12 protein-coding genes and 1 pseudogene are annotated in these 24381 nt (G+C 67.3%); 2 read left to right on the forward strand and 11 right to left on the reverse strand.

Going from position 1 to position 24381, the window contains the following annotated elements:
- Positions 1-36: 36 nt before the first annotated feature.
- The 6 genes and pseudogenes from AC4IHM_RS15195 to AC4IHM_RS15220 all read right to left on the reverse strand — a co-directional run bounded on the left by AC4IHM_RS15195 (position 37) and on the right by AC4IHM_RS15220 (position 11537).
- Positions 37-2187, reverse strand: a complete 2151-nt coding sequence (locus tag AC4IHM_RS15195) for a UvrD-helicase domain-containing protein (protein WP_490867565.1) — start codon at positions 2185-2187, stop codon at positions 37-39.
- A 116-nt stretch (positions 2188-2303) separates the two neighbouring features.
- Positions 2304-3656, reverse strand: a complete 1353-nt coding sequence (locus AC4IHM_RS15200; RefSeq protein ID WP_052482301.1) for a hypothetical protein — start codon at positions 3654-3656, stop codon at positions 2304-2306.
- Positions 3657-3778: 122 nt separating this feature from the next.
- On the reverse strand, positions 3779-4546 hold the full coding sequence (gene drmC / locus AC4IHM_RS15205) for a DISARM system phospholipase D-like protein DrmC (RefSeq protein ID WP_490867566.1): 768 nt from the start codon (positions 4544-4546) through the stop codon (positions 3779-3781).
- 13 nt (positions 4547-4559) lie between these two features.
- The gene (drmB, locus tag AC4IHM_RS15210; RefSeq protein ID WP_490867567.1) at positions 4560-6494 is read right to left on the reverse strand and encodes a DrmB family protein; all 1935 of its coding nucleotides are present in this window, start codon (positions 6492-6494) and stop codon (positions 4560-4562) included.
- Positions 6495-7239: 745 nt separating this feature from the next.
- Positions 7240-10335 (reverse strand): annotated as a pseudogene (drmA, locus tag AC4IHM_RS15215) (DISARM system helicase DrmA); the annotation flags it as partial.
- A gap of 353 nt (positions 10336-10688) precedes the next feature.
- Positions 10689-11537, reverse strand: coding sequence for a tyrosine-type recombinase/integrase (locus AC4IHM_RS15220; RefSeq protein WP_490867568.1), 849 nt, complete (start codon positions 11535-11537; stop codon positions 10689-10691).
- 195 nt (positions 11538-11732) lie between these two features.
- Here AC4IHM_RS15220 and AC4IHM_RS15225 point away from each other — a divergent pair, with 195 nt between their 5' ends.
- Positions 11733-12461, forward strand: coding sequence for a hypothetical protein (locus AC4IHM_RS15225; RefSeq protein ID WP_490867569.1), 729 nt, complete (start codon positions 11733-11735; stop codon positions 12459-12461).
- Positions 12462-12469: 8 nt separating this feature from the next.
- Here the strand turns inward: AC4IHM_RS15225 and AC4IHM_RS15230 are convergent, their stop codons facing one another.
- The 3 genes from AC4IHM_RS15230 to AC4IHM_RS15240 are packed head-to-tail and all read right to left on the reverse strand — an operon-like array spanning position 12470 to position 21792.
- On the reverse strand, positions 12470-16768 hold the full coding sequence (locus AC4IHM_RS15230; RefSeq protein ID WP_490867570.1) for an Eco57I restriction-modification methylase domain-containing protein: 4299 nt from the start codon (positions 16766-16768) through the stop codon (positions 12470-12472).
- Positions 16768-20016, reverse strand: coding sequence for a DISARM system SNF2-like helicase DrmD (gene drmD, locus AC4IHM_RS15235; protein WP_490867571.1), 3249 nt, complete (start codon positions 20014-20016; stop codon positions 16768-16770). Before drmD ends, AC4IHM_RS15230 begins: the two co-directional genes overlap by 1 nt.
- A 54-nt stretch (positions 20017-20070) precedes the next feature.
- Positions 20071-21792 (reverse strand): serine/threonine-protein kinase, encoded by a 1722-nt coding sequence (locus AC4IHM_RS15240; RefSeq protein WP_490867572.1) that lies wholly within the window; start codon positions 21790-21792, stop codon positions 20071-20073.
- A gap of 594 nt (positions 21793-22386) precedes the next feature.
- Between AC4IHM_RS15240 and AC4IHM_RS15245 the strand changes: the two genes are divergently transcribed.
- Positions 22387-23139, forward strand: coding sequence for a hypothetical protein (locus AC4IHM_RS15245; RefSeq protein WP_490867573.1), 753 nt, complete (start codon positions 22387-22389; stop codon positions 23137-23139).
- 87 nt (positions 23140-23226) lie between these two features.
- Here AC4IHM_RS15245 and AC4IHM_RS15250 read toward each other — a convergent pair whose 3' ends face one another.
- Together AC4IHM_RS15250 and AC4IHM_RS15255 are read right to left on the reverse strand one after the other, a co-directional pair.
- Positions 23227-23697, reverse strand: coding sequence for a DUF5615 family PIN-like protein (locus AC4IHM_RS15250; protein ID WP_490867574.1), 471 nt, complete (start codon positions 23695-23697; stop codon positions 23227-23229).
- Positions 23694-24338 (reverse strand): DUF433 domain-containing protein, encoded by a 645-nt coding sequence (locus AC4IHM_RS15255; RefSeq protein WP_490867575.1) that lies wholly within the window; start codon positions 24336-24338, stop codon positions 23694-23696. Before AC4IHM_RS15255 ends, AC4IHM_RS15250 begins: the two co-directional genes overlap by 4 nt.
- Positions 24339-24381: the final 43 nt, after the last annotated feature.

Consider the following 24381-nt stretch of genomic DNA (forward strand, 5'->3'; position numbering starts at 1 on the left):
TGGGCCAGCAGCCATGGCGTGCGGGACCTATGAACACTACGGGCGCGGGTTGACGACCGGCGCCAGGAACGGGCTCGGCGCCCCGTGCCAGGACACCCGCAGCGCCTCGCGCGCCCGCGTGCACGCCACGAATAGCAGGTTCAGCTCGCCGTTCAGGTCCTCCTGGTGCTGCTGGGCGTCGACCTCGACCGCGGTGACGGCCGACTTCATCGGCACGATGCCGTCATTCACCCCGGCGACGGCGACGCAGCGGAACTCCAGCCCCTTCATCCGGTGCATGGTGCCGATCCGGACACCGGCGCCACCGCGCCCGGCACCGAGCACGCACGCGGCGAGGCCGGCCTGCTCCAGTGCCTGAGCGATGTCCCGCCCCAGCTGGACGTATCGCACCGCCACCCCGATGTCCTCCGCCTGCACCCCTGCGTCGGTCCAGTCCCGCACACGGGCCACCAGCGCCTCGATCTCCTCAGGCTTCGTGGCATATCCGGCCGTCTCCGGCCGTTCTCCGTGCATGGTGGAGCGGTATCCCGCCAGCGTCTCGTTCCCGCCGTCCATGTCGTCCGGCTCCTCACCGGTCAGCAGTGAGGCCGACCAGGCCAGGATTTCCTGCGTGGTGCGGTAGTTGATCCGGAGTCGGTGCGAGCGGCCGACGACCTGGACGCCGAGCGAGCGCAGCGACACCCGGTTCCCGTAGATCCGCTGGTAAGTGTCACCAGCGAGGAACAGATCGTCCTGACCGGGAGCGACCAGGGCCCGCAGGAACCGCCACTGCGCAGGGTGCAGGTCTTGGGCCTCGTCGATCACGACATGGTGGTACGGCCGCTGTTCCCTGCCGTCCACGACACGTGCCGCCTCCGCACACACCTGAAGGAACGTCCACTCGCCGGCCTGACGCAACTGCTCCTCGAAAGCGGAGACGGCCCGCCACACCTGAAGGCGTTTCAGTGGTGGGAGCGCGGTGCCGCGGCCGGTGCGCGGCGCCTTCAGGTACTCCTCCGGTTCGGTCAGAGCCTGCGCAAGGACGATCTGACGCCACTCCTGGTCGAGGAAGACGTCCGTGAAGTCGATCCCCAACCGCTGCGCGATGCGCGTCCAGCGGGCGGTGATCTCCTTCTGGTCGAAGACCAGTTTCAGTGGGGCGCCGCCACGCTCCCCCCGGACGATCTCGTTGGCCAGGGCGTCGACGTTGACCACCCGGATCTTCGCTCGGACGTTCTCCTCCTCGACCAGCAGCGTCAGACAGCGCTCCAGCTCGGCCGCAAGATCCCTGGTGAAGGTGGTGAGCAGAACGCATCCGTGGGGGGCCTCCTCGGGCAGTTGCCGGGCCAGGTGGTACGCCCGGTGCAGGGCGACCACCGTCTTGCCCGTGCCCGGCCCGCCGGTGACCCGGGCCGGCCCGGCGTAGCCCTCGTGGTACGCCACCCGGTACTGGCTCGGGTGCAGAAAGACCCGCCAGGCGTCGAACGGCCGCTCCAGGATTCCCTGCAGTTCGACGGGGCCCGACACGAGCGCGACCCTGCCGCGGGAACGGGCCATCGCGGTGCCCAGTTCGTCACCCTCGTCGGCCGCGGGGGTCCGCGCTGCGGTCCGGGCGTACGCCTGCACCAGTTCCCGGTCGATCGCCTCGGGCTTCATGCCGGTCGCGAGTCCCAGCAGTACGTCGTACTGATGCTCCGGCAGCACCTTGTGCAGTGCCTCCAGATGATCCTCGTCCGGGATCAGCCGGATGATCGGCAGGATCTCCTCGTCCACACCGAGGCTGCGCAGCACCTTGTCCGGGTAGTCGGAGGCGGGGAACAGGCGGGTCGGTTCCTCGGCGGCCAGCGCACGCAGCCCCGCCGTGGCCCGTTCCAGGGCCACGTCGTTGCGTATCTCAATGCCTTGCGTCGCCTCGTTCACCGACGCGCGGTGCTTGGCGGCCCAGTCGTTGGCCTTGTCATGGGGAAGCACCTTGAGCAACAGGTAACTGTCGCCCGACTCGCCCTTGAGGACGACACCGCGCCAGAAGCCGGTGATGCGGATGGTCCGCAGCCGCGGATCTTTCTGGTGAGTCAGCTTCTCCAGGTGCAGCCCAGTGTGCGTGGCTGCCGCGAACTTCTCGAACACCTCGAAGACCCGCTTCTGGACTGGTTTCTCCAACGCCGCGAACTCCAGCAGGAAGTCCCGGTGCATCCCCAGCGTCGCCATCCGCGCCCCCTCCAGAAGACTACGATCACCTTACTGACCGGCTCCGATTCGCGAGACCGGTCCGTACGTACCAGGACAGCCGGATCGCCTCGATCGCCGTCCGCCTGCGGCGCGGGTCAGTTGACTCGGCGGTTGCCGGGCGGAACCTCGCTCCGGTGCATCCCCACGACGACGGAGCCCGGCCCGTTGGCGGACAGGCTCTCGCGTATTAGGTCGATGACGTAGTCCCAGCCGGTGCCGCGCGTGCCGATCCATCCGTCCCTGAGCAGCGTGGTGAAGGTGGTGTTGTTCAGGTACCGGGGAACCGACTCCTCGACGATGCGTGTCCCGCCGGACGGCCCGTCGGCCTCGGGGCGTTGAAGCAGTTCCTGGAAGTGCTCCCGCGTCAGATACATGCCGGGGATGAGGGCGGCGGAGTTCATCATGAAGGGAGTGGTTCGGCACAGTTTGACCATGCTGGGCGTGGGGACCAGGCGTGGATCCCCCAGCGTCGTCGGCCCCTCCTGGCTGGTCCGAGCCCACTCGTCCTCGGCCTTGCACTGGTCGTCGACGGTCTCCATCCGCTTCAACTCCCGCTCGCCGGTGGCGTCGTGCCAGTACACCCAGCCGGGCCCGCTCTGACGCATCCGCTTGTACTGGACCATGGCCACGCTTCGGGCGTGCTCGTTCACGTAGATCATGTCGACGCCCATGACAGTCTCGGCGTTCGTGCGGTTGGCGTTGTACACGAACAGCCGATGGTGGGACTCGGAGTTACGACGGTAGATCCGCCAGCCGACCTGCACGGCGTCCTCGCCCTCCATGCCAGGGAAGCGCAGGTAGTCGTGGACGATCTGCTGGTCCTCGATCTGCCGGAGGTCGGGCATCCCTTCGATGAAGGGGACGGATCGGGAGCGAGGATCGTCGCCGCTGAGCGGCTGCTGCCACGCTTCGAGTGGATCGCGGTCCGCGCCGAACGTCTCCATGACGGTGCCCATCGCGTCCTTCTCAAAGCTCCGCTGTTCTCCCTCCCGACCTGTAGGAGGATTGGCCCCCAGGCTGTTCTCCAGGCCATCCAGCGTCTCGTTCAGTTCCGGCCGCAGATGCCGGATGGCGGCGAGCAGGTTGTCGCCGGCCGCGGGTGACAAACGACCGTCGTCCTTGAGGAATCGGCGGCTGGCCCCCATCGCGCCCTCAAGGTCGACGAGCGGCAGCGGAACACGGAGTGCGGTGAAGTCGCGGGCGAGCAGGGCGCGTTCGTAGGTACCCGACCGCCTGCCCGGGAAGACGCCGCCCACCCCGATGATCCTGCGCTGCTCATAGCGGGTGTGACGGTCCGTGAAGAAAGCGAGGCACCAGACGCGCGGCTTCCTCCAGTCTTTGTACGGATACGCGAAGGTCCGCTCACCGCGGGTCAGCCATGCCGGAGGCTTTTCGGGGAGCCGCTCCGTCATCAGCGCGGTGCTGTGCACCAGAGCGACGGCGACCATTTGTGACCTCCTGCATCATGTGAAACCGGAGGCTCAATTGTTGGCCAGGTTCCGGCCGTCAGGGCTAAGTGGCCGTCAACCGGCCATGCAAATGGCAATGATTCGACGGTGACGGGACTTCATCAGGCGCCTGACCACCGTGCGAGAACCCCTCGGCGCTGCAACTCCCTTATGTGTTCCGCCATCCGTCCCGGCATGGGACCGCCGTTCAGCAGCACACCTGCCTCGATGTTGCGCTCGGCGCCGGCCGCCGTGAGGTTGGCGCTGGAAAGAAAGAGGATCCGGTCGTCGGCCACCGCCAGCTTCGCGTGCAACCGGCTTCCGGGAGTGGGGCGTTGACCCGTCGGCCAGTGCCAGAGCCGCAGGCCCGGTACACGAGAGAAGGCATCGGCCGGCTCACGCCCGGAGAGTAGCCCGCCCGCGCCTTCCAGCGTCTCCACGACGATGTCCACTGTGACGCCCCGGGCCACGGCCTCGGACAGCGCTGCGGTCAGCGGTGCGTACGAGCGGGCCGAGTAGGTCACGGCGACGAGCCGGTGCTCTGCGGCGCCTACCACCTCCGTCAGCACCTGGGCGGTGGCGCGGCTGGGTGTCCCAGGCGTGGAAGGGCCGCTCCACACCGCACGGGCCTCGGTGTCCTCGCGCTGCCGGGTCCAGGCCGCCGCGTAACCCCGCAGATACGCCGCCGTCTCCGCCGAAGGAACGCCGTCCTCCGTCATTGACGCCAGCAACGCCGATACGGCTTCCAGCGCGTCCGGCGTCTGGAGCCTGCCGAGGATGTACGCCGGGGAGCGGCCCTGGGAGAGGAGCGTGGCCAGCGCCTTAGTCCGTGTGGGCCCGAGCGAGGCGGCGGCCGTCGCTGCCGCCGCCTCGAAGCGTCTGCGGCTCACCGGGTCGATCCGCTCACCCGAAGTCCGGGATGAGGGCCAGCGTTTTCGGGTCGCCTGCCAGGTGGGTGATGAACCGCCGGTCCAGGAACCGGTTGCCGCGCTCGCACGTCGTCTCGGACACGAACAGGCAGGAGTGGCAGGCGGCACCGTGCAGGAAGTCCTCCGGCGCCTTGGGAAGACGCTCGCCGCACAGCGGGTCCGAGGAGCACCGCCCCGCCTTGTACAGCGCCGTCCGCACGATCCTGGCCAGCCGGTTCTCACCGGTGCTCGGGTCCTGATCGGCGAGGGAGACCAGCCCGCCGAGCGTGCCCTCCGAGTCCGGGACGGCCGTGTAGATGAGGATGCCGGTCCGCCGTTCCTCGGCGTCGCCGCTGTAGATCCGCTCGGCCAGACTCGCCGAGTTGTAGCCGCACTCCATCGCGATGGTGCGGATGAGCAGATGGGAGAGCGTGTGAAGGGCGATGTAGCGACTGCCCGGCCAGCCTTGCATCAGGTCGGAGCCGTCCTGGATCCGCTCCGACCTGCGGTGCTCACGGAACCGGCCGAAAGCCGCGGCATGTGCGGCGAGGGCGTCGCTCGACGCGACCCGCTGCTCCCACTGCTCGATCAGGTGATCGTCCACCCTCAGAAACAGCCCCTCGCCACGCACCTCGCTGGCCGGCACCCAGTCGCGCTCGCGCCGCCCCAGGTCGACGCGGGTGACCAGGCCGGGGTCCTCGGGATCGGGGGCGTCCAGCCGGGTGAAGCCGATGAGGGCCCGCACCTCGCGTAGCCGCTCCACCTGCCGCACCTGGGAGAAGACGGTGGACAGCGGCCCACTGAGCGAGGCGTCCACGAGTGCGAAGTCCTCGGTCGGGTCGGCGGTCTTCGCCGCGGACAGCACCTGCCACTCGGGGGTCAGCAGGTCCGGAGGGCCCGGCGGCTGCTCGGTGGCGCCCGCATCACCCGACAGGGCCGCGCGGTAGGCGGAGATGGCCTGCCAGACCTGTGCGGGCTCATAGTCGCGAAGGTAGCGGTGGTGCTTCGACTTCTTGGCGAACATGGCGATCTCCGCCTCGTCCTCGAAGTCCTCCAGGTCCGGCCAGCGTTCCTCGACGAGCTTGCGCAGTGAGTCGGTCCCGGTGTCGGGCAGTGCCAGTGCGCTGAGCGTCACGGGGAACCACTGGTTGGACGCGCCCACGACCAGCAGATACGGCGTCTCGTCGCAGGTGTCGTAGATGCCGTCCCACTGCGGGTGCCGACCACGGCAGCGGGGCAGGTTCTCGCGGCCCTTGTCGCCCATCGCGTCCCGGATGTTGCGTTTGGCCTTCTTGCACACGAGGCATTCGAGGGAGACGTTGGCCGCGAGGTTGCCGCCGTTGTCGCGCATCCGCAGCGTCGGGTACGTCGTGTCGGGGCAGGCGCGACCCTCGTGCACGAACTCCGTGTACGGGAACTCGTCGAGGTGGCCCTTGGTACAGGCGAGCGCGAAGCGGGCGGCCACGGCGAGGGGCTTGCGGCCCTTCTTCTTCCGGTAGCAGTTCTCATGGTAGAACCGCGCCTCGTCGGGGCGGCGGGCGTTGTTGTTCTCGAACCCCCACTTGCCCGAACCCAGGGAGGCCAGCTCATTGCACGCCGTACAGCGCAGCCACTGCGGGAAAGGGGTCACGGGCACGCCGATCCGTGCCGCGTTCCCCTTCGGGTCTGTGTCGGTGCCGGGGATCCACGGGGCGGCGCGCAACTCGCCCACCTGGTTCGGGCCGTAGCGCCGCAGGGCCCGGTTGACGGCCCCGCGGAGCCGAGGCTCCTCGATCACCGGGTCGGGCACACCGGCATAGCTCCAGTGGTCGAGCCCCTTGACCATGACGGAGAAGTTGGGCAGGTCGACTAGGGCGCCGACGCCGCCGGTGAACATGAGGTGGCTCGGCCGTACCGCCCCCACCCGCCTGAAGTATCCGCCGCCGCTCATGACCGCCGCCCCCTGGCCGTGCCGTTGTCGTCGCCGTTCCCGTCCGGGTCCGGCATCTCGCCGTGCTCGTCGCCGCTCGCTGTGTCCGGGCCGTCTCCGCCCTCGGCGGGCGGTCCGAACTCCCAGGGGTTCCCGGCCGGGGCCGACAGCACGGTGTCGGCGGACAACAGCATGTTGATCTCGTTCTCCGTCTCGCGCATCGACTGCGGGACGGTGAGCACGTCCCATCCGCTGCCGTCCGCGTTGCGCAGCAGACCCAGCACCGTCTGCTTCTGCCGGGTCTGGCCCCGGTAGCCGAGCCGGCCTTGCTCACCTTTCTTGGCTGTCCAGGCGTCGCGCAGGGCGTCGATGCGCTCGGCGAGGTAGCCGCGCGCCCGATCCCCGTCCACGGCCTCCGCGCGCGCCAGCAGCCGCCGCTCGAACGTCCCGCACCCGCGGGTCGTCGAGGTCCACCCCCTCCGCGTCCACGTTGTCGGAGAACTCGTCGCACGCCTGCCGCACGGCGGAGACATACGTGGCGGTGGTGCCCCGGTCGAGCGCCCGCCGCGTGAACGGGGTCACCGACAGCGCTTCGACCTGCCGGTAGAACGTCGCGTGGTAGTGCTCGAAATCCTCGAAGTGGGCGAGATCCCGGGGCCGTGCCCAGTTGTAGAGCGTGATCACGATGCCCGGCCGCTTGGCCTGACGTTCCGACACGGGAGGACGCCTGAATGTATTCGGCGGTGTTCTTCGGCTGCCCGGTGACGACCATCAGGCCGAAGCGGGAGACGTCCACGCCCACCTGGAGCATCGACGTGGCCAGCACGTGGTCGACCGGCCTGCGGTGCAGTGGGGCGGGCAGGACCCGCGGCTCACGGGCCCTCCCGGCATCCCTGAGCTCGTCGACAATCGCCTTCTTACGCACCGACGTGTCGTGCTCCGGGTTGAACCCGATCTCCAGCCGCTTGAGGGTGGCGCTGATCTCCGCCGACGAGATACGGGAGGTCAGCTCCTGGAGGTTGAGCATGTCGGTGTCGCGCAGCAGACGGTTGGCGATGCCCCGGCGGCGTCCGTTGGCACGCAGCCGGCTCGGCACGTCGTCGTCCAGGACGCGCCGCATGCCGGCGAGTTCCTTGGTCGCGTTGAAGTACCCGACCACCGTCATGTACGGATCGGCGGGAGCGCCGTAGAGGTCGAACATGTGCTGCCCGGCGAGCAGGAGGATCTCTGCGACACGGATCTCGGCGGCCTTCATACGCACCCCGTGCGCGCAGACGCCGTAGTAACGCCGCCCGGGGTTGTCACGGGTGACGTTGACCTGTTGGGAAAAGAAGGTGTCACCGACGTCGACCACCTGCGGCGGGAAGATCGCCAGGTCCCGGGCGAACACGCCAAGCACCTGCGCACGGGCATTGCGAGTGGTGGCTGTCGACGCGACGATCTTCGGCCCGGTGTCCCGGAGCTGCCCGTGGGAGTCCTTCGCCCGCCACGTGCACAGCTGGTCGACGGCCGACTCGAACAGCCCCACTGTGGTGCCCAGCGCCCCGGAGATCAGGTGCAGCTCGTCCTGGATGATGAGATCCGGGGGCCGCAGCCGCCGCGGCATCGGCCGACTGGTCACGGCCTTGTGCCTGTCCTTGGCGTTGTGCCGGGATCCACAGCCGATCTCCTCATCGAGGTCATCGTGGCGGTAACCGTGCCTCTCGCAGTAGGCGCTCACGCGCCCGAACAGCATTCCCGCGTAGCCGCGCCACGGCAGCTGGGCGAGCTTGTCCACGGTCGCGATCAGCAGGCTCGGCACCAGCCGGTAGATCTCCTCGTCGACCGTGAGGATCGGCAGCCCCTCACCCCGCGCCCGCATCCGGGAGAACGGGCAGGGGTCCGCGTCCTCCCCTCGCGGGCAGTACACGATGACGCGCCGTCGTACGTCGTCCGGTGCCACGTCCCGCCACGCGCGCAGCTCCTCGCCGCACCACGGGCAGGACAACACCTGCAGGACGTTCGCATGCCGCCCCGAGGCGGACTCGTTGGCCTCGGCGATCTGCTGCGCCGCGTCGCCGTACCAGTTCGGCGAGACCCCGGCACCGACCCACAGCCCGATACGGAACGGCCTACGGCCCCAGACCTCCTCGTCCTCCCTGCGGAGCACCTCCGTCGCGCACACGAGGGCGGAGGCCCGCTGGAACTGCTGCGCCGTCAGCAGCCGCAGGGTGTACCGCATCAGTACAGCGACGCCGTCCCGCCCCTCGCGGGCGTCCTCGCCCTCCCCGACAACCTTCTGCAGCCGCCGGATGGCGAACGTGTAGGCCGTGAGACCGAGATACGCCTCCGTCTTACCGCCACCGGTCGGGAAGAACAGGAGGTCAACCGTGGCGGTGCTGTCCGCCCTGCGCTCCTTGTGCGCGGGGGCGGTGAGGGAGCACAGGTTGAGCAGCACGAACGCCAGCTGGAAGGGGTACCAACTCGCGGCCACAGGACCGCGCGCATCGACCTCGGCGTAGGCCGCAGCGTAGGTGGGCGGCTTCTCACCGCCCTCGGCCCGCAGCGCGGCCGTCGCCGTGGCCCGCCGCTGCATGGCCATAGCCCGGTTGGCGAACCGGAACGCCCGCAGCGCGTCGCGGTCGGTGTGCAGCAGCTCGATGCCGAGGGCGATCCGGCCGCACGCGTCGCGGGCCTCGTCGACTGCCCGCGGCGCGGTGGTCCGCAGTTCGCCCGACAGCAACTCCGCCTTGGCGGCCTGCTGTTGCAACCAGCCGTCGTAGCCGTCGGCCAGCGGCTGCAGGGCCTTCAACAGCTCGTCGCGCCGCTCCCAGACGGCCAGTTCGGCGAGCTTGTCCATGCTCACCTCAAGACCGGCGAGCAGCGGCTGCCGAGCCGTGTTCGGCGCGACCGTGGCCGGCACGTCCTTCACCGGCAGCCAGGTCGTCTCCAGCTTGACCGCACGGCGTCCCTTCGGCAGGACCCTCGCGTGCACGGCGACGTTCCGCCCGTGAGCGTGCTTCAACTCCTGCCGGTACAGCAGCCGCAGATGCTGCTCTTCAGGGTTCTCCAGGATGTGGCCCGGCTCATCGGACAGCGGATCGTCGATCGGCAGGAAGACACTGGACTGCCCGTCGAATGACGTGACTTCCAGCTTCGTCTGGAACAGCCACTGCCCGTCCCGCAGTTCACGGGACTCCTCCAGAGAGTTGATCAGCGACACGTCGACGAAGCGTAGGTTGTCCGCACCGTCGACCGTGCCTGGGCGCTCCCGCACATGCACGTCGAGCCGGATGCAAGGAAGGTCCGGGTCGGTGTCGTCGATACCCTCCAGAACCTTGCGGACGGTGCCCGGCGAGTCGACGGGAATGTCCACCTCGTACCGGATGGGCTCCCGCGACCACTTGCGTACCGCCCGGCCGTCGTCGGTCTTGCTGTCGCTCTGCCGGTACCGGCCCCAAGAGGCGACGACACTGAGCATGCCCACATCGGCCGGCACCAGGAAGCTCAGCCCCATGGACGACGCCCACAGCCGTCCGGCGGCCTGCGGGGTGAGCCGCTCTGCGAGCTCCGGGTCCCGCCCGTCCCCCTCAGCGCTGACCTCGGTCTCCGCCTGACCCGCCGCGACCTTCACGGGAGCGTTGGTCGGCGCGGGCCGGGGCCCCAGAAGCCCGACGAGGTACCGGTCACGGGGCCCCGCGCTGTGCGGCGCCAGCGCCTCGGTCTCGTCCCCCCACGGCCCCAGCAGATCCCGTGAAATCAGCTTGCCGAGCTCCTCCCGGACGTCGTACGACGTACCGGACTGGAAGGTCTGCGGGACCTCGTCCACGGGGTGGGGAACGCCCGGCTCCGGAACGGGGGCGTTCTGTGGTGACGACGGCATGCGCGTATCCCTCCCTGGGTGCGGACCGGCAACCGCGAACAACGATAGAGCGGCCCACTGACAGAGAGGGGTCACGGCAGAGAAGGCAGCCCAGTATGACGCGCTACGCACGCAGTGCCGGAGCTACTCAGAGACGACCGTGCTCTTTCAGCTACACCCCAGCACACTCCGCTGAGAGTTGAGGAACTCAGACTAGGGGACAAGCGATCAGCGGTTGGGTTCGTGAGCGCATTGAGCGGTACGGCGTGAGCGGGAGCAGACGATCGCGTTGCTTGCCCCAAAGGCACGCGACAGCGTTCTCGTTCCCCAGTGACGGCTGGAAAGGCTCCTCGTATTGCAGCCGGGTGGGATGCTCAGGCTCGTGCTTCCTGTCGGCACGACAGGCACTGCTTCGTTGCCTTCCGCCCCTTGGGCCGTGATGCGCCAGGGTCAGCTCCTGGAAGGTCATGTACGACCACGTGAACACGATCGTCCCCGATGGCCGCGTACCCGGCTGTGGTCGCTGGAGAGGCGTGGCGCATCAAGCGCTGAGTCATGAGCAGATCTCTGCCGGACGAGCGGTAAACCATCGTTCCGTATCGGTGTCTCAGCTGGTGGTACCGCATGCGGATGCCGATCTTGGCCGCGATACCGGCGACAGTACGGGAGACTGATTCAGGACGTGTACCTTCCCAGAATCTGCCGTTTCCTGTCATATCGAGTGCCTTCATAACGACCGGCGGTACAGGGATAGTGTCCGTGCGTCCACCCTTTCCTGTGACGCGGAGAATTGCTGTGCCATCATCGAGGACAGAGATGTCGCCCCGGGCAAGCTTGGCTGTTTCGTGCGCACGAAGCCCGCAGAAGGCTCCCAGCAGCACCCACACCTTGGGCACACCTTGTGTGTAGCTCATGATCCGGGTGAGATCTTCCTCCGGTAGCGGATGCGGCGTAGATCGCGGAATGGCAGGTTTGCGTATTCCTGCTATCAGATCAGCCCCGAGCCATTTCCCGAATGCCTGGAGGTGGTTCAGGTAGGTTCTACGCGACCACGGACGCAATGGGCGTGTTGCGAAGTAGGCGATGACGTGATCGACCTTCAGCAGCTCGACGGCTACGTCGGCGAAGCGAGCGATGGCCTTGATGCATCGCACACGGGCCCCGATGGTGCTGGCCGAATAGCCGTCTGCACGCTGCGCCTCGATGAACCTGTCGAGTGTCATGTAGAGATTTGTTCTGCCGGAGGCGCTACCGCTAACGTGGCGAGTAGAGCTTGGCTGATTTTATTCGAGAGCCGTCCGGAATCGCCTCCTTTCCGAATTCGCCGCTCGCCTGATATAGCACGTCTTTCGCCCTCATTGGGCTGAAATGTCGAGAAAATCGGCTACTCGGAAGTTTTTTCTCGGGTAGAGAGGGACGTGAAGCCCGAGAGGCTCAAGAACAACCGCAAGGTGCGACGTGAGAGGTGGTGGCAGTATGCCGAGCGGGCCCCCAGGCTGTACCAGGCCATTGGGGCAATGGATCGCATCCTGGTGGTAGCGCTCGTCAGTCGAACGATCATGCCTGTCGCCGTTCCAACGGGACAGACCTTTTCCCATATGCTCGGCATCTTCGCTTCGCCAGATCCCGCACATGCCGCACTGCTCAGCAGCGGAGTCCATCAGGCGTGGGCTATCGCCCGAGGATCAAGCCTCAAGGGCGACCTGCGCTACACACCTTCTGATGTATATGAGACGTTGCCGCAACCGCAGGCAACGGGTCGGATGAAGAGTGCGGGTCAGGCGTTGGAAAAAATGCGTGATGTGATCATGATGGAGCGAAAGGTGGGTCTGACAAAGCTCTACAGCCTATTCCATGATGCGTCTGTCCGCGACAGCGACATCGCCGCTTTGAGAGATGTTCATCGCGAGATCGACGAGGCAGTAATAGAAGCGTATGGATGGCAAGATCTCAACCTTTCATGCGAATTCTACTCGACACGGCAAGGTGAACGGTTCACAGTCGTCCCTCCCGTTCGGTCAGAAATTCTAGACAGACTCCTGGAGCTCAATCACGCATGCCATCGTGCTGAATCTCATGCACTCCCCCCGGTGACCAAATCCTCAAAGATTGCAGGCCAGGGGGACACAGGTGACGTTTTGTTTTAATTTGGAAATCAGAACAAAGTATTTGAGGTTGATTCTGATACTGCTTTCTTTCGTGAAGGTTGCGCTTGCTGCATAGACTTTCTCTGCGTCAATCCCTGTGCCATTTCATGATTCAGGGCGAGCAGGAAGTCGAGCGCTTCAGTTATCCATGCTGGCGCAATACCGAAACGGACACCCTGTCGGGTTTCATGAAATCCATGATCGAGGTTCGCGTTAGGCATTCCGTATGCCTCGGCGACCGCTTCATCAATAGTTCGATGAACTTCGCGAATGCTTTCAATGTCGCCATCTTTCACGTTCGGGTCGTGAATCAGGTTGTAGAGTTTCGTTAGTCCCAGGTGGCGCTTTCCCATGACCAGCGATCGCCTCCCGTTGAGCTTCTCTCCGAGATTCCCCAGGGCAGAGAATTCTTCCGGCATTGGGAAGGTCTCGAAGCAATCAGAGGGAGTGTATTGCAAATCAGATTTCAGTGTCGCCGAGTGCTTCCATGCCCATTGGGTGTGAATGTTCGAGTTCAGCAATGCCAGCCACTTGAGATCGTCGGTCGCGAACACCACGATCTTCTCGTTCAGCACCTGACCTGTGTGAACCATCGTCGCGGCAGCGGTTCGGCTCACGCGTGCTACCACCAGGATGCGATCCATTGCCCCAATGGCCTGGTACAGCCTGGGGGCCCGCTCGGCATACTGCCACCACCTCTCACGTCGCACCTTGCGGTTGTTCTTGAGCCTCTCGGGCTTCACGTCCCTCTCTACCCGAGAAAAAACTTCCGAGTAACTCCGGGCCCGCTCCTCGCTCCAGTCATGGAAGTTGATCACCCAGCGGCTGGCCGAGCAGTCCGGGCGGGAGTTGAGGTCCTCGCCGTTGAGGTAGGGGAAGAGGACGTCCTTGTTGCGGGGGTCGCGCTGGATGAGGTCGTGGGCCTGTTCGGTGGTAAGGATGAACCCCTTTCCCAGTACGTTGGACCCCTGGAACGACTTGCCCTTGTTGGCAGCCAGACGGTACGGCCGCCCCGAAACCCGAGAGCGCGGATCAAGCGACGAAGTGATACCCCGGACTACGACGTCGTCCAGCACACGAGTTGCCTCAGCGCCCAGGCTCGGCCTGGTAGTCCACACAGCGCAGTACTCCAGCGCAGCAGACCTCGAAGGCCAGCGCGCGCTCTTCACCGCTCGGCGTACCTCGATGCCGTCGTCGAGTAGCTGGTCGAGTCCGACCTCCCGAGTGTCGCCCTGGGCAAGGGTGTTGGTAGCGATCAGACCCGTCTGACCGCGCTCGCTGAGTAGCTGGTGGGCCCGGAGCTCGAAGTACGCAACAAGGTCCGCACTACCCCGCTGCCCTCGCCCCAGCCCGAGCACCAGGTACTCGCGGTACGCCTGCCCCAGGGTCCCTGTCAGCTTCTGGCCGCCGAGGAAAGGTGGGTTGCCGATGATCGCGTCGAAGCCGCCCTGCTCACCCTCGAAGACCTCGGGGAAAACGAGAGGCCAGTGCACGGGCAGACGGACGAAGCCGTCCGCAGGCAGGTCTTTGCTCAACCAGTCCAGGGCGCGCTTTCGCGCATCGTGAATCACTGGGTCGGAGTCGCGGACCGACTCAGAGGCGACCATGCCAGCCAACTCCGCAGCCTGGATGTAGGTAGCGCTCTGCAATGAGTCACCGCCACCCGCAGAGGCGAGGCCCGCCCCCGTCGTCAGGTCGCCGATCAGCCGCAGGCGTTGCAGGTGCTCGTTGGTAGCCGCGAGCAGGCGTCGCTTCTCATCGAGGTCGGCGATGGAGTCGCTGTGGATGCCTGCGATGGCCTGCCGGTTGCCTGCCGCGCCGTGGACACGAGCGCGCGCCCGCTCGGTCCACCCCTCTTCGAAGGTTCCCCGATGGAGTTTGCGCCCCGCCGCCGGATCGAGATGCACGCTCTCGATCTGCTCCAGATTGGCGATCCCCAGCAACGAGTCCCCCGCCACCAACCGGTCGTCCAGAAACGTGAACGGGCGTTCCGGGTCCATGGAGATCAGCCACAGCGACAGCTTGGCCATCTCCACCGCCATGGGGTTGATGTCCACCCCGTACAGGCAGTGCTCGATGATCAGGCGCCGGGCGCGGACCATCACCGGGTCGCTTTCCGCGTCCGCCGCCGTCATCGCGCCCGTCTGGTCGCGGTGGCTGCCGCGGAAGGCCAGGGCCTCCTCGTCCTCTGCCTCGACCCAGGCATCGACCAGTCGGTCCGCGAGGTAGCGGCAGGCGGCGACAAGGAAGGCGGCCGAACCCATCGCGATGTCGGCGACCTTGAGCTTCAGGATGTCGTCCGCGCCGATGAGCTTCCACTGCTTGTCGTCCGCAGTCTGGAGCGGGCCCGGACGGTAGACGAGTGGCTCCAGTGCTCCCACGGCGACCTGCTGGGCCAGGACACGCGGCGTGTAATGGGTGCCGGTGTTCTTGCGGAGGCGGGACTCCGTGACGTACAAGCCGTCCTCCGGGATCACCACCGGCAGACCGCGAAGGTCGTCGCGGAGGAGACCGTGGAAGGGGAGGATACGCTCGGCCAGGTCGCGGTCGTTCTCGGTGACCGCGAGCAGGCGGTGGACGGCCTTGCCTCGCGCCTGGTCGTCGCCGGGGGCGAGCAGCTTCTCCATCTTCGACGCCGCGGCTGGCGGCCTGGGGTCTTTCAAGTGCTCGTACAGCTTTTTCGAAAGGCCAGGGAGGTTGGGCTTCTGGCCGGAGACGGCGGATGCGCCCAATCCGAACGGGGCGGCCAGTTCCTCCAGCTCTGTCAGGCTCACCTCGTGTTCCAGGCCGGGCTTGCCGATGAGCCCGAGCACGGCGTCCTGGGCGCGCTTGCCGTCGTACGAGAGGAGGCCCTCGTACACGTAGCCGATCTGCTCAACGTCGAGGGCGCGGAAAGTCAGCCGGCGCCGCTCCCTGTTGACGACGACGAACTGCACAGAGTCAAGGACGTGCAGGACAGTGCGGTCATCGATCGGGAGGAGGGAGGTGTGGCCGTCTGCGGCCCGCGTGGCGTCGTCGTCCGTGGCGTCTGCGCCCTCCGGCACTGCCTCCAGCCAGGGGAAGCGCTTCGGGTCGAAGATCGAGCCGTCGTACGCGGGCAATGTGAGCAGCGGGTGGTCCACTCCACCGTGGACGGCGTGGAAGAGGGCGATCAGCCGGTGCCAGGCAGCGGTGGTGTGGTCCAGGGAGTCCTCGCCGTCCGCGCGGCGGCGTTTGTCCAACGTCTCGTATAGTCGCCCGGCCGAGTACGCCTCCGCGTACAGCTCGTTGTCCGCGGGCAGCAGGCCCCGTTCCTCGGCGAAAAGGAGGAAGACGACGCGCATCATGACCGCGACGGCGCCCCGGTAGACCTCGCTCGCCGGTACGCCTGACAATCCCTTGCCGCCGCGTTTTACCATCCGGGCCTCGGCGCGGCCGATGGAGTCCACCAGGAGTTCGACGGCCTGACGGACCTGGATGCCGAGCGCCTCGGTGACGTCTTCCTGGCCGTCCAGGCTCTCGCGCAGCAGCGCAGGGAGGAGCTCGTCCACCGGGCGTCCGAAGAACCGGCCACGGCGGAGGAGGGACACCCAGGCGCGGACCGCCACCAGGTCGGCCGCCTCGTTCCAGGCGATGGTGTCGAAGGTGGCGCTCGTCGTGACGCCGCCGGGCGGTGCCCAGACCAGGGACCACCAACGGCCGTCGGTGACCAGCCCCAGCTCGACGCCATGGTGGCGCAGGACGTGGGCGAGCCGGTCGACTCCGCTCGCCGCCCAGGAGTCGTCCCTGATACGGCGGGTCGGCACGGTGTCGGGCGGGAGGACCAGGCCGAGGATCGGTACGTGCTGGGCGGTGCCAGCAGTATCCGGTTCGGCGGTGGGGTCGGTTCCGGGGCGGACGAGCGCGAAGTCGGGGCGGACGGTGGTGTCGGCCCCGGGCGGGCTGACGGCGAACCGGTCCAGCAGCGTGTCGTCCTCGGCCAGGCTTTCGCCGCCGTCGCCGAACTGTCCGGCGCCCTCCCGCAGATGCAGGGCGTCGTCCCATTCCAGCAGGGTGCACAGCTGGAAACCGATCCAGTCGAGGCGGCCGGCGCCCTTGCGGTCGTCCTGCCAGATGCCGTGGTGGAGGCGGATGTCGGCGCGGCGCCCGCTGGGCACACCTTCCAGCTGTGGCCAGCTGCGCAGCAGGACCGGCAGGGTGAGAAACGGGCCGGACACCTCTACGAGGTTCAGCCAGTCCAGGTGCTGCTGCTTGCCGTCGGACGCCTTGGCCGCACGGATCGCGGCGGCGGAGGGGCGGCGGCCTCCGGAACGGGGCGCGGGGGTCATCAGTAAGCCTCCTTGGCAGGGATGACGAAGACGACGGCGACAGGGAAGAGATGATCTTGCGGCTCGCGGTAGCGGGCGGCGATCGCGGCGAGTTCACGCTCGCGTTCGTCCTCCACGCCGTCGAGCCGGGCCCGCCAGCGTTTGCGGTCGTCGGCGAGCTGGCGGCGTTCGTCGGGATCCTTCAGCTCGTCCAGGGCGAAGAGCGTGTCCATCCCGGCCGTCGGGGAGGCCGCCGTGGCGGAGGTGGTCTCGCCGAGCCGGTTCCGCAGAGTGCGCTGGAGACGGTCGAGGGTGGCGTTGATGCGCTGCTCCTCATCGGCCTGGCGCTCGGCCAGCCGGTCCATCAGGGACGCCTTGCGTTCCTTGCCGCGCGCGTCGACGGACTGGGTGAGGCCCTCGTACGTTTTCGGCCAGCTCTGCTGGAGGCGGTGGAGCAGGCGCTCTTTGGCGGGGCGACTCTCGGTGAGCGCACGGTCCAGGATCGAGGCGACCGCCTCCACGCCGCGCAGCCGTCGCTGCCAGCCGTTGTCGCCAAGCCAGCCGCCCGCGTGCAGGATCTCCTCGTGGAGGCGCTGCCCGTCCGTGCCGACCAGCACGAAGCGGGCGTACGCTCCGACGAAAGTGGTCTCCAGGGCCGGGTCGTCGCTGACGACGGCCGTGATCCGGCGCAGGTCGACGTTGTCCGCGTTCCATACGGCCGCGCGCAGGAGCCGCGTCGACATGGCGACGAGCGGATGGTTCAGATGAGCCAGCACGATGTCGGGGCGTCCCGAGGCCGCCTGCGCATCGAAGGTGACCGGGCGCAGGACGTTGGGGCGGAGCTTGTCGGGCAGGCCGCGGGTGGCGCGCTCCCAGGAGCCGGTCAGCGGCGGCACGGTGTACAGGCCCTGCCGGAAGTCGTCCTCGGACGGCGCGTTCTCGTCGAGGCACGGCACGAGGGGCTGCTGGCGGGCCAGGTTGAGCGCAGTGTTCACCACGCGGGCGACCCGGTCCGGGGTGATGCCGAGTTCTACGGTCGTCTGCTTCAGCTGGGCGCTGAGCCGTCGCACCTGCTCAGTGACGTTCCGTTCGGCGTCCACCTTGCCGCCCGTGGGACGGCCCTTGATCTTCTTCGCGCGGGCGTGCTCGATGTCGAAGTCGTTGAGCTGACCCGTCATCCGCAGCTGGACCTTCTCGGCGAGCACGGCGTTGACCTCGCCGAGGTCCTCCTCCATCTGCGCGACCTTCCGCGCGATACGGGCGAGGAACTCCAGGTCGGCCTCGTACACGTCCGTCCTGGCCTTGTCCCAGGCGGCGCCGACGAAGTGCATGATCTGTGGGTTGTATCGCTGGCCGTAGCGGTCGATGCGGCCTATGCGCTGTTCAAGCTTGTTGGGGTTGAACGGGATGTCGTAGTTGATCAGGTATCGGCAATGATCTTGGAGGTCAATTCCTTCGCTGGCGGCGTCAGTCGCGATAAGGATGCGTACCGTGCCCTCAGGACTGGTGGGCTGCTCCTGGAATGCGAGCCGGATCTGCTCGCGCTCTTCGGCGTTCTTCCCGCCGTGGAGGGTGAGGACGCGGCCCTCCTGGGCCAGGCCCTCCTGCTGGAGCAGGTTCAGCAGCCAGTCCTGGGTGTCGCGGTACTCGGTGAACACGACGACCCGCTCGTTCCCCCAGCTCCCGCCGGTGAGACAGATGGCCTTAAGGGTCTTGACGAGCTCCTTGGCCTTGGCGTCAGGGGACGCCTGGTGGGCCTGGCCCCAGCGGGCCATCCGCTCCAGCAGCTCGGCCTCTTCCTCGGACGATCCCGGAGTGACCGTGGCGGCACGGGTGATCGCGTCGTGCTCGGCCTCGGCCAGCTCCTCGTCGTCGAGCTCGGCGGCGTAGTCCTCGTACTGCGTGATCCACAGCGGGGTCTCGACCGGGGCCGGAACGTCCTTGTTCCCGCCTGACTTCGCCTTAGCGCGTACCGATTCGAGGTGGACGCCGACGGTGTGCGCGAAGGCGGCGGGTGAGGAGAACAGCCGCTTCTTCAGCAGCAGGGTGACCAGGTCGACGGCCTTCCGGCCGCCGCGCCGGTCGGGCGTGACCCGCTTCTTGCGCAGTTCTGCGTAGCGGGTGAGGAGGGCGTGGATCTCGCGCTCGGTGTCGGGGTACTCGACGGGAAGCGCTTTCGACTCGCGGACGTGGAAGCGGGGGTTGCCCTCCTCGTCGGTCACGGAGGTCTTCAGACGTTGTACGACGGTGTCGTCGAGGGCGGCCTTGTCCGGCTCGCCGCCGCGGAAGAAGCGCTGGTTGTCGATCAGTTCCAGCAGAGCCGTGTACGACTCCTGGTAGCCGTTGTGCGGGGTTGCGGAGAGGAAGAGTCGGTGCTCGAAGTGGGGGGCGAGACGCCGGATCAGCTTGGTCTGCTGGGAGTCGACGGCGTAGATCTGCTTGGGCGCACTCGGGGCGACATGGTGTGCCTCGTCAAGGATCAACAAATCGAAGGTACGGCGTCCGGGGCGGCCTGGCAGCTCCGTCGACCCGCCCGGAGGCAGCACCTCGTCGATGAGCCGCTGCGCCTTGGGCGTGCGCAGCCAGGGGAGGCTGACGATGGTCAACGGGAACACCCGGAACGGGTTGGCGGCGCTACTGTGCGTGCGGCGCAGCTCGGCGCAGCAGGCTGAGTCGACCACGGTGAAGTCTAGGCCGAACTTGTCGGCCATCTCGTCGCGCCACTTGAGGGTGAGCCCCGCCGGGCAGACGACCATGACGCGGTGGGCCCGGCCGCGCAGCCGCAGCTCCTCGGCGACCAGTCCGGCCTCCACGGTCTTGCCGAGACCGACGTTGTCGGCGAGCAGCAGATTGACGCGGGGGGCACCGACGGCGCGGGCGACCGGTTCCAGCTGGTACGGCTCGATGGCCACCCCTGACCGGAAGGGGGCCTGGAGCGTTTTCACGTCGGCGGAAGCGACGGCGGACCAGCGGACGGCGTCGAGGAAGGCCGCGAGCTGCTCCGGCGGGTCGAACGCTCCGGTGGAGGCGTCGGGGAGGGAGCCGGCGGGGAGGACGCGGCGCCCCGGCTCGACCTCCCATATCACGGAGAGGGTGTCGCCGTAGCGGCCATCGGCGACGGACTGTAGATGCACCACGGTGACATCGCCGGCGGGGGCGGCTTCGACTCCGGACACCACCCAGTTCTGGCCGCGTACCTGGACGAGAGCGTTCTCCTTGGGCGGCGCGACGATTGCGGAGGCTTCGGAAGTACGGGTGGTTCCGGGCATGCGGACATCCTCCACTATCACTCTCGGCGAGACGGCGGTGCCTACCGGAGTGCCTCATATTGACAAGCGATTCGTTCGTTGACCTAGATCACATACTTTCTCCCCTGGTTGTGGACGGGGCGTCGGCGGGAGGCGGAGCGCGCGGGTCAGTCTGCCCAGGCGGCTGATCAGACGCTCCACCTCGGCATGGGCGGGATTGTCGGGAGGCAGCACGGTCCGTTGGTCGTCGGCGAGGTGGCGCAGAGCCTCCAGGGCTTCACCGGCCGAGCCTGAGCCCGCCAGGAGGGTGGCGATGTCCCGGCGGGTCTCCAACACCTCCGGATCCAGCGGGGGAAGCACCTCCTTCTGGAGATCGAATGCCTCGCGAAGCTCCAGGAGGGCGGCGGAGTTGTGCCCGAGCCGGCCAAGGCAGCGGGCCGCCATCACCCGGCAAGCCGCGAGGTCCGCGTCCGGCGCGGAACGGGTCGACACGAGGGTTTCCGCGAGCTCCAGGCAGCCCTCGCGTGCCGCTTGCAGTTCCTGCCCTTCGAACTGCAACCGGAGGATGGCCAGTCGGCGGGAGGCGACCTCCGGATGGGAGGAGTCGAAACGGGGCAGCACCTCGTTGAGATCCCTGCCCAGCAGCTCCAGTGCCTGTGACAACCGTCCGTCGGCCGCAAGGCGTTGCGCGCGCTCGCGCAGGTCCGCCGACTCCGCGGGCGACCCGGCCCCGGAGGCGGACGGCGGTTGCGCTGGCCGAACGGAAGGTTGTGCAGTTGCGAGCGGGGCTGGGGCGTGCTCCGGAACGGATGCGTGTGCTTTGTCCGAAGGAGGATCGTTCGGAAGGTCGCTGCCATCGTGCGGCAGGCGCGCGGTGGCCTTGCCGGGCCTCGGCATTCCGGCGCGGGCGGCCTTCGGCACCGCCTGCTCGGCCCAGGGCGCGAGAGCCTCCCGGACTTCGGCTGCGTCCGCCGGCCGATCCTCCGGGCGCTTCGCAAGTAAGCGGGAGACCAGGTCGCACAGGTCGGCTGGTGCGTCGTCACGCAGCCGTTCCAGTGGTATTGGAGTATCGGCGATGTGCTGGACCACCAGGGCCAGCGGCTCGTCGGCCGTGAACGGCGGTCGTCCGCCCAGTATCTCGTACAGCACGCACCCCAGTGCGTACAGATCACTGAGGGGAGTGGCCGCCTGCCCCTTGCCTTGCTCTGGAGAGATGAAGCCCGGAGTTCCGGCCACCATGCCCGCGTCGGTCAACCGTGGCCCGTCCGGTGGTTGCAGGGCGGTGGCGATACCGAAGTCGAGGACGCGTACCGTGCCGTCTGTCGTGAGCATCACGTTGCGGGGCGTCAGATCCCGGTGGACGAAGCCGCGTCCGTGAGCCTGGACCAGCACGGAGCACACCTGGGCGCCCACCGCGGCGGCCCACTCCACGGGAAAAGGTCCGCGCTGGGCCACCAGCCGGTCCAGCGTGTGTCCGTACACGCGCTGCATGACCAGATAGAGCCGACTCGCTCGATGAGTGCCCGCATCATGGATGACCGGTACATACGGATGCTCCAGCTTGGCCATCAGTCGTGCTTCTCTGGTGAAGCGGACGACGGCGGGGTCCTGCGGATCGAGCTTGCGCGGCATCTTGGAGACAGCCGTCCGTGGTGTCAGCAGTTTCACCGCCACAGACCGGTCCAGCCGCTGATCGTACGCCGCCCACACCTCGCCCATGCCACCTCTGCCGAGCAGCTCCGCCAGCTCGTAGCGGCCGTCGATCAGTTCGCCCCTCGTCAGGTGCTGGTCCCTCATCGTCTTCCCCGCGCCCTTTTGTCGCCCCGGGTTGCCGGTGGTCGCGGAGAGGCCGAGCCATACGGGGCCTCCCCAAGGTGTGTACGCACCCGGTCCGCCTCGAACCATCACGGTGGGTTCATGGTCGCTAACGATCCTAGGTCAACACGAGAGGAACGGGGAGCGGACGAGTAAACCGAGGGTCTCGAAGCTACCGAAATCCTTCACCGGCGCCCCGCTCCACGAGAGTTCCCTGCACTCAGGAGCGGTGTACGACTCACGGTGCTACGCCTCAAGGGGACGGGACAGAGTGCTGGGGACTTTCATAGACGCGCCGCATGTACGGGTTCGGGGCAGGTCGCGGGCTGGCGAGATTGGCCCTTGCGTCGTGTGCCCTGTTGTCCGTGCTCTCTACAGTGCGGCTCCTGACCACGTATCAAATCGGGAACCTCCGGCTGTCAGCTCCAGACGACACCAGTCGTCTGAAGGCCGCTTGCGGTCCAGGTCCGGTCACAAGTCGTCATCCGGCACACGGGCAGCCGGCACACGGGGCGGCCACGCCAGCATGGATTCCACAGTCGTGCACGAGAACACGGTGCAGCGAAGGGTGAAGCCATGGCCAAGCTCACGGAGGAGCAGAAGCGGCAACGAGCCGCCAAGCGTGCTCTGCGCTCGGCCCTCGAAGCCGAAGCGGATGACCGGCGACGCCAGGAGCGGGATGAGCAGTGGGAGCGAGAAGGTACACGCCTCAGCTGGGCGGAGTACGTGGCTGGTGAGCCCTGCCGCGGTTGCGGACTGCCCATGACGGATGAGCTGGGGAGCTGGCCACCCCTCCTGAAGTTGTCCGAGGCGGAGAAGCTCGAATACGAGGAAGCCAACCAGAAGTTCCGGGACCGGCACGTCGACTGCCGGGACGCCCGGTGGACCGTCAGCGGTTCTCGGGTAACCCACTGCTGTTTCTGCTGCCCGCCACCGCCGATGGGGCCGAAGCAGGTGGAAAAGCTCGCCAAGCTGTTCGCTTCCTGGCCCTCACGGGAGGAACGCAAGAAGGACCTCGATAGTTGGGATCTCACTCTTCGTTGCGACCACGTGGTGCCTTACATTCAGCATCGCGAGAACACCCGCGTCTCCGCCCGCGTCGTCGACTGTCCAGAGTGCGGAGAGCGTCGCGGCGTAGTGAGCAGTGAGCGAGTAGGGCCCGCGTACCGCGATGACGGGACCATCCGTGAGCGGGCGGCAGCTGATCGGGAGCGGCTCGCCCGGGAACTGGCAATCGCCGAGGCGAAGCTGACCCGTCAGCAGAAGAACGCGGCGGTAACTCAACAACGCATCGCCGAGCTCCGGGAAGAGCTCGGCAGTGAGTCTTGATGGGACGAAGCGCAGGCAGCGATGCCAGGTCATTCCCCGCATCGATTCCGATGGGTTACTGGCCGGGAGCCCTCGTGTATCGAGGTGTCAGGACTCAGCGGTCGAATCGCGCCCCGGCCAGTGCTTCGGCTGGGCGACAGCCGGGTCCGTGATCTGGAGGCGCTTCTGCCGGGTCGGGTCGATCAACGTCAGAGAGACGAGACGCTGGCCGTCAGCTGCTTCGAGTTCGGACAGGGCGTGAGGAAGGGCCGCGCAGACAGTGGCGATCGCCGTGCCCAGGCCTATCAGGCCACCGTGCTTGTTGTTCTGGCGGTACTCGATGCGATGCAGGCCCGACTGTGCGATGGCCGCCACTTCGAGTGGCCGGCTGAGCTGCTTGGTGTCGTTGGTGATGACGACCTCGAAGCCGTCGGTCTTGGCCTTGGCATACAGCTCGATGTCCTTCGTGCCCGTCCAGCCCTTGAGCTCGTGGACGTGGACGACTTCATGTGCCTTCAGCAGGATGCGCACGATCTCGGCCATGGGGCGCGGCACGTTCTCGTCGAGCAGCAGTTTCAAGCGACGACCTGCCGGGGCTCGCTGCCGCCATAGCTGTCGACGTACTCGCTGAAGTCGGCGGCGTCCCGGGCGGCCTCGGCCGTCACGCCTGGGTAGAACTCACCGATCTGATCCGGCGGGATGCCGTCTCTTACGAGGGCAGCGACATCTGACGCTGGGATCCTGGTGCCTTGGATGACCGGTTCGCCGCCGCGGACCGACTCATCGACCGCGACGTGCTCACGGGGGGTGAGCAGAGCGGGAATGCTGCGGCCGTCCTTATAGAAGGGCGCGAGAACATCCACCATCTGGTGGATGACCACATTGCCCCCCTTGATCAGGTCTACGGCGTGTTCGGGTTCAGCCAGATAGATCGTGTCCGGGCCCGCGACGAGTTTGTACGAGGAGAGGTGCTCCCACTCGCCGAGGTCTTCCCTGAGCGTATTCAGCGCACGGCGGATCTTCTGCAACGAAGCCTCTTCGCGCAGCTGCACACAGATGCGGAGTGCGACAACGTCGCGGAACGAGTAGAGGATCGGCCTCTCGCTGGAGATCTCGGGCACGAGCACGGCGCCCTTGGGCCCGGAGGCTCGGCGCCAGTGGGACAGCTGGCGCAGCGTCGCGCCGGAAAGAGCCGCGGCGAGTTTGGGTTCGTACGACACCGCGTGCCTCCTTCCGTCTTCCGCCCCCATCGATATCGGCCTG

The sequence above is a fragment of the Streptomyces sp. SL06 genome, from assembly GCF_058244745.1.

Excerpts from the sequence above, each read along its gene's own strand:
- AC4IHM_RS15200 (WP_052482301.1), bottom strand. The coding sequence starts at position 3,656 with ATGGTCGCCGTCGCTCTGGTGCACAGCACCGCGCTGATGACGGAGCGG.
- AC4IHM_RS15245 (WP_490867573.1), top strand. The coding sequence starts at position 22,387 with ATGGCCAAGCTCACGGAGGAGCAGAAGCGGCAACGAGCCGCCAAGCGT.
- drmB (WP_490867567.1), bottom strand. The coding sequence starts at position 6,494 with ATGAGCGGCGGCGGATACTTCAGGCGGGTGGGGGCGGTACGGCCGAGC.
- AC4IHM_RS15240 (WP_490867572.1), bottom strand. The coding sequence starts at position 21,792 with ATGAGGGACCAGCACCTGACGAGGGGCGAACTGATCGACGGCCGCTAC.
- AC4IHM_RS15195 (WP_490867565.1), bottom strand. The coding sequence starts at position 2,187 with ATGGCGACGCTGGGGATGCACCGGGACTTCCTGCTGGAGTTCGCGGCG.
- drmD (WP_490867571.1), bottom strand. The coding sequence starts at position 20,016 with ATGCCCGGAACCACCCGTACTTCCGAAGCCTCCGCAATCGTCGCGCCG.
- AC4IHM_RS15220 (WP_490867568.1), bottom strand. The coding sequence starts at position 11,537 with ATGACACTCGACAGGTTCATCGAGGCGCAGCGTGCAGACGGCTATTCG.
- AC4IHM_RS15230 (WP_490867570.1), bottom strand. The coding sequence starts at position 16,768 with ATGACCCCCGCGCCCCGTTCCGGAGGCCGCCGCCCCTCCGCCGCCGCG.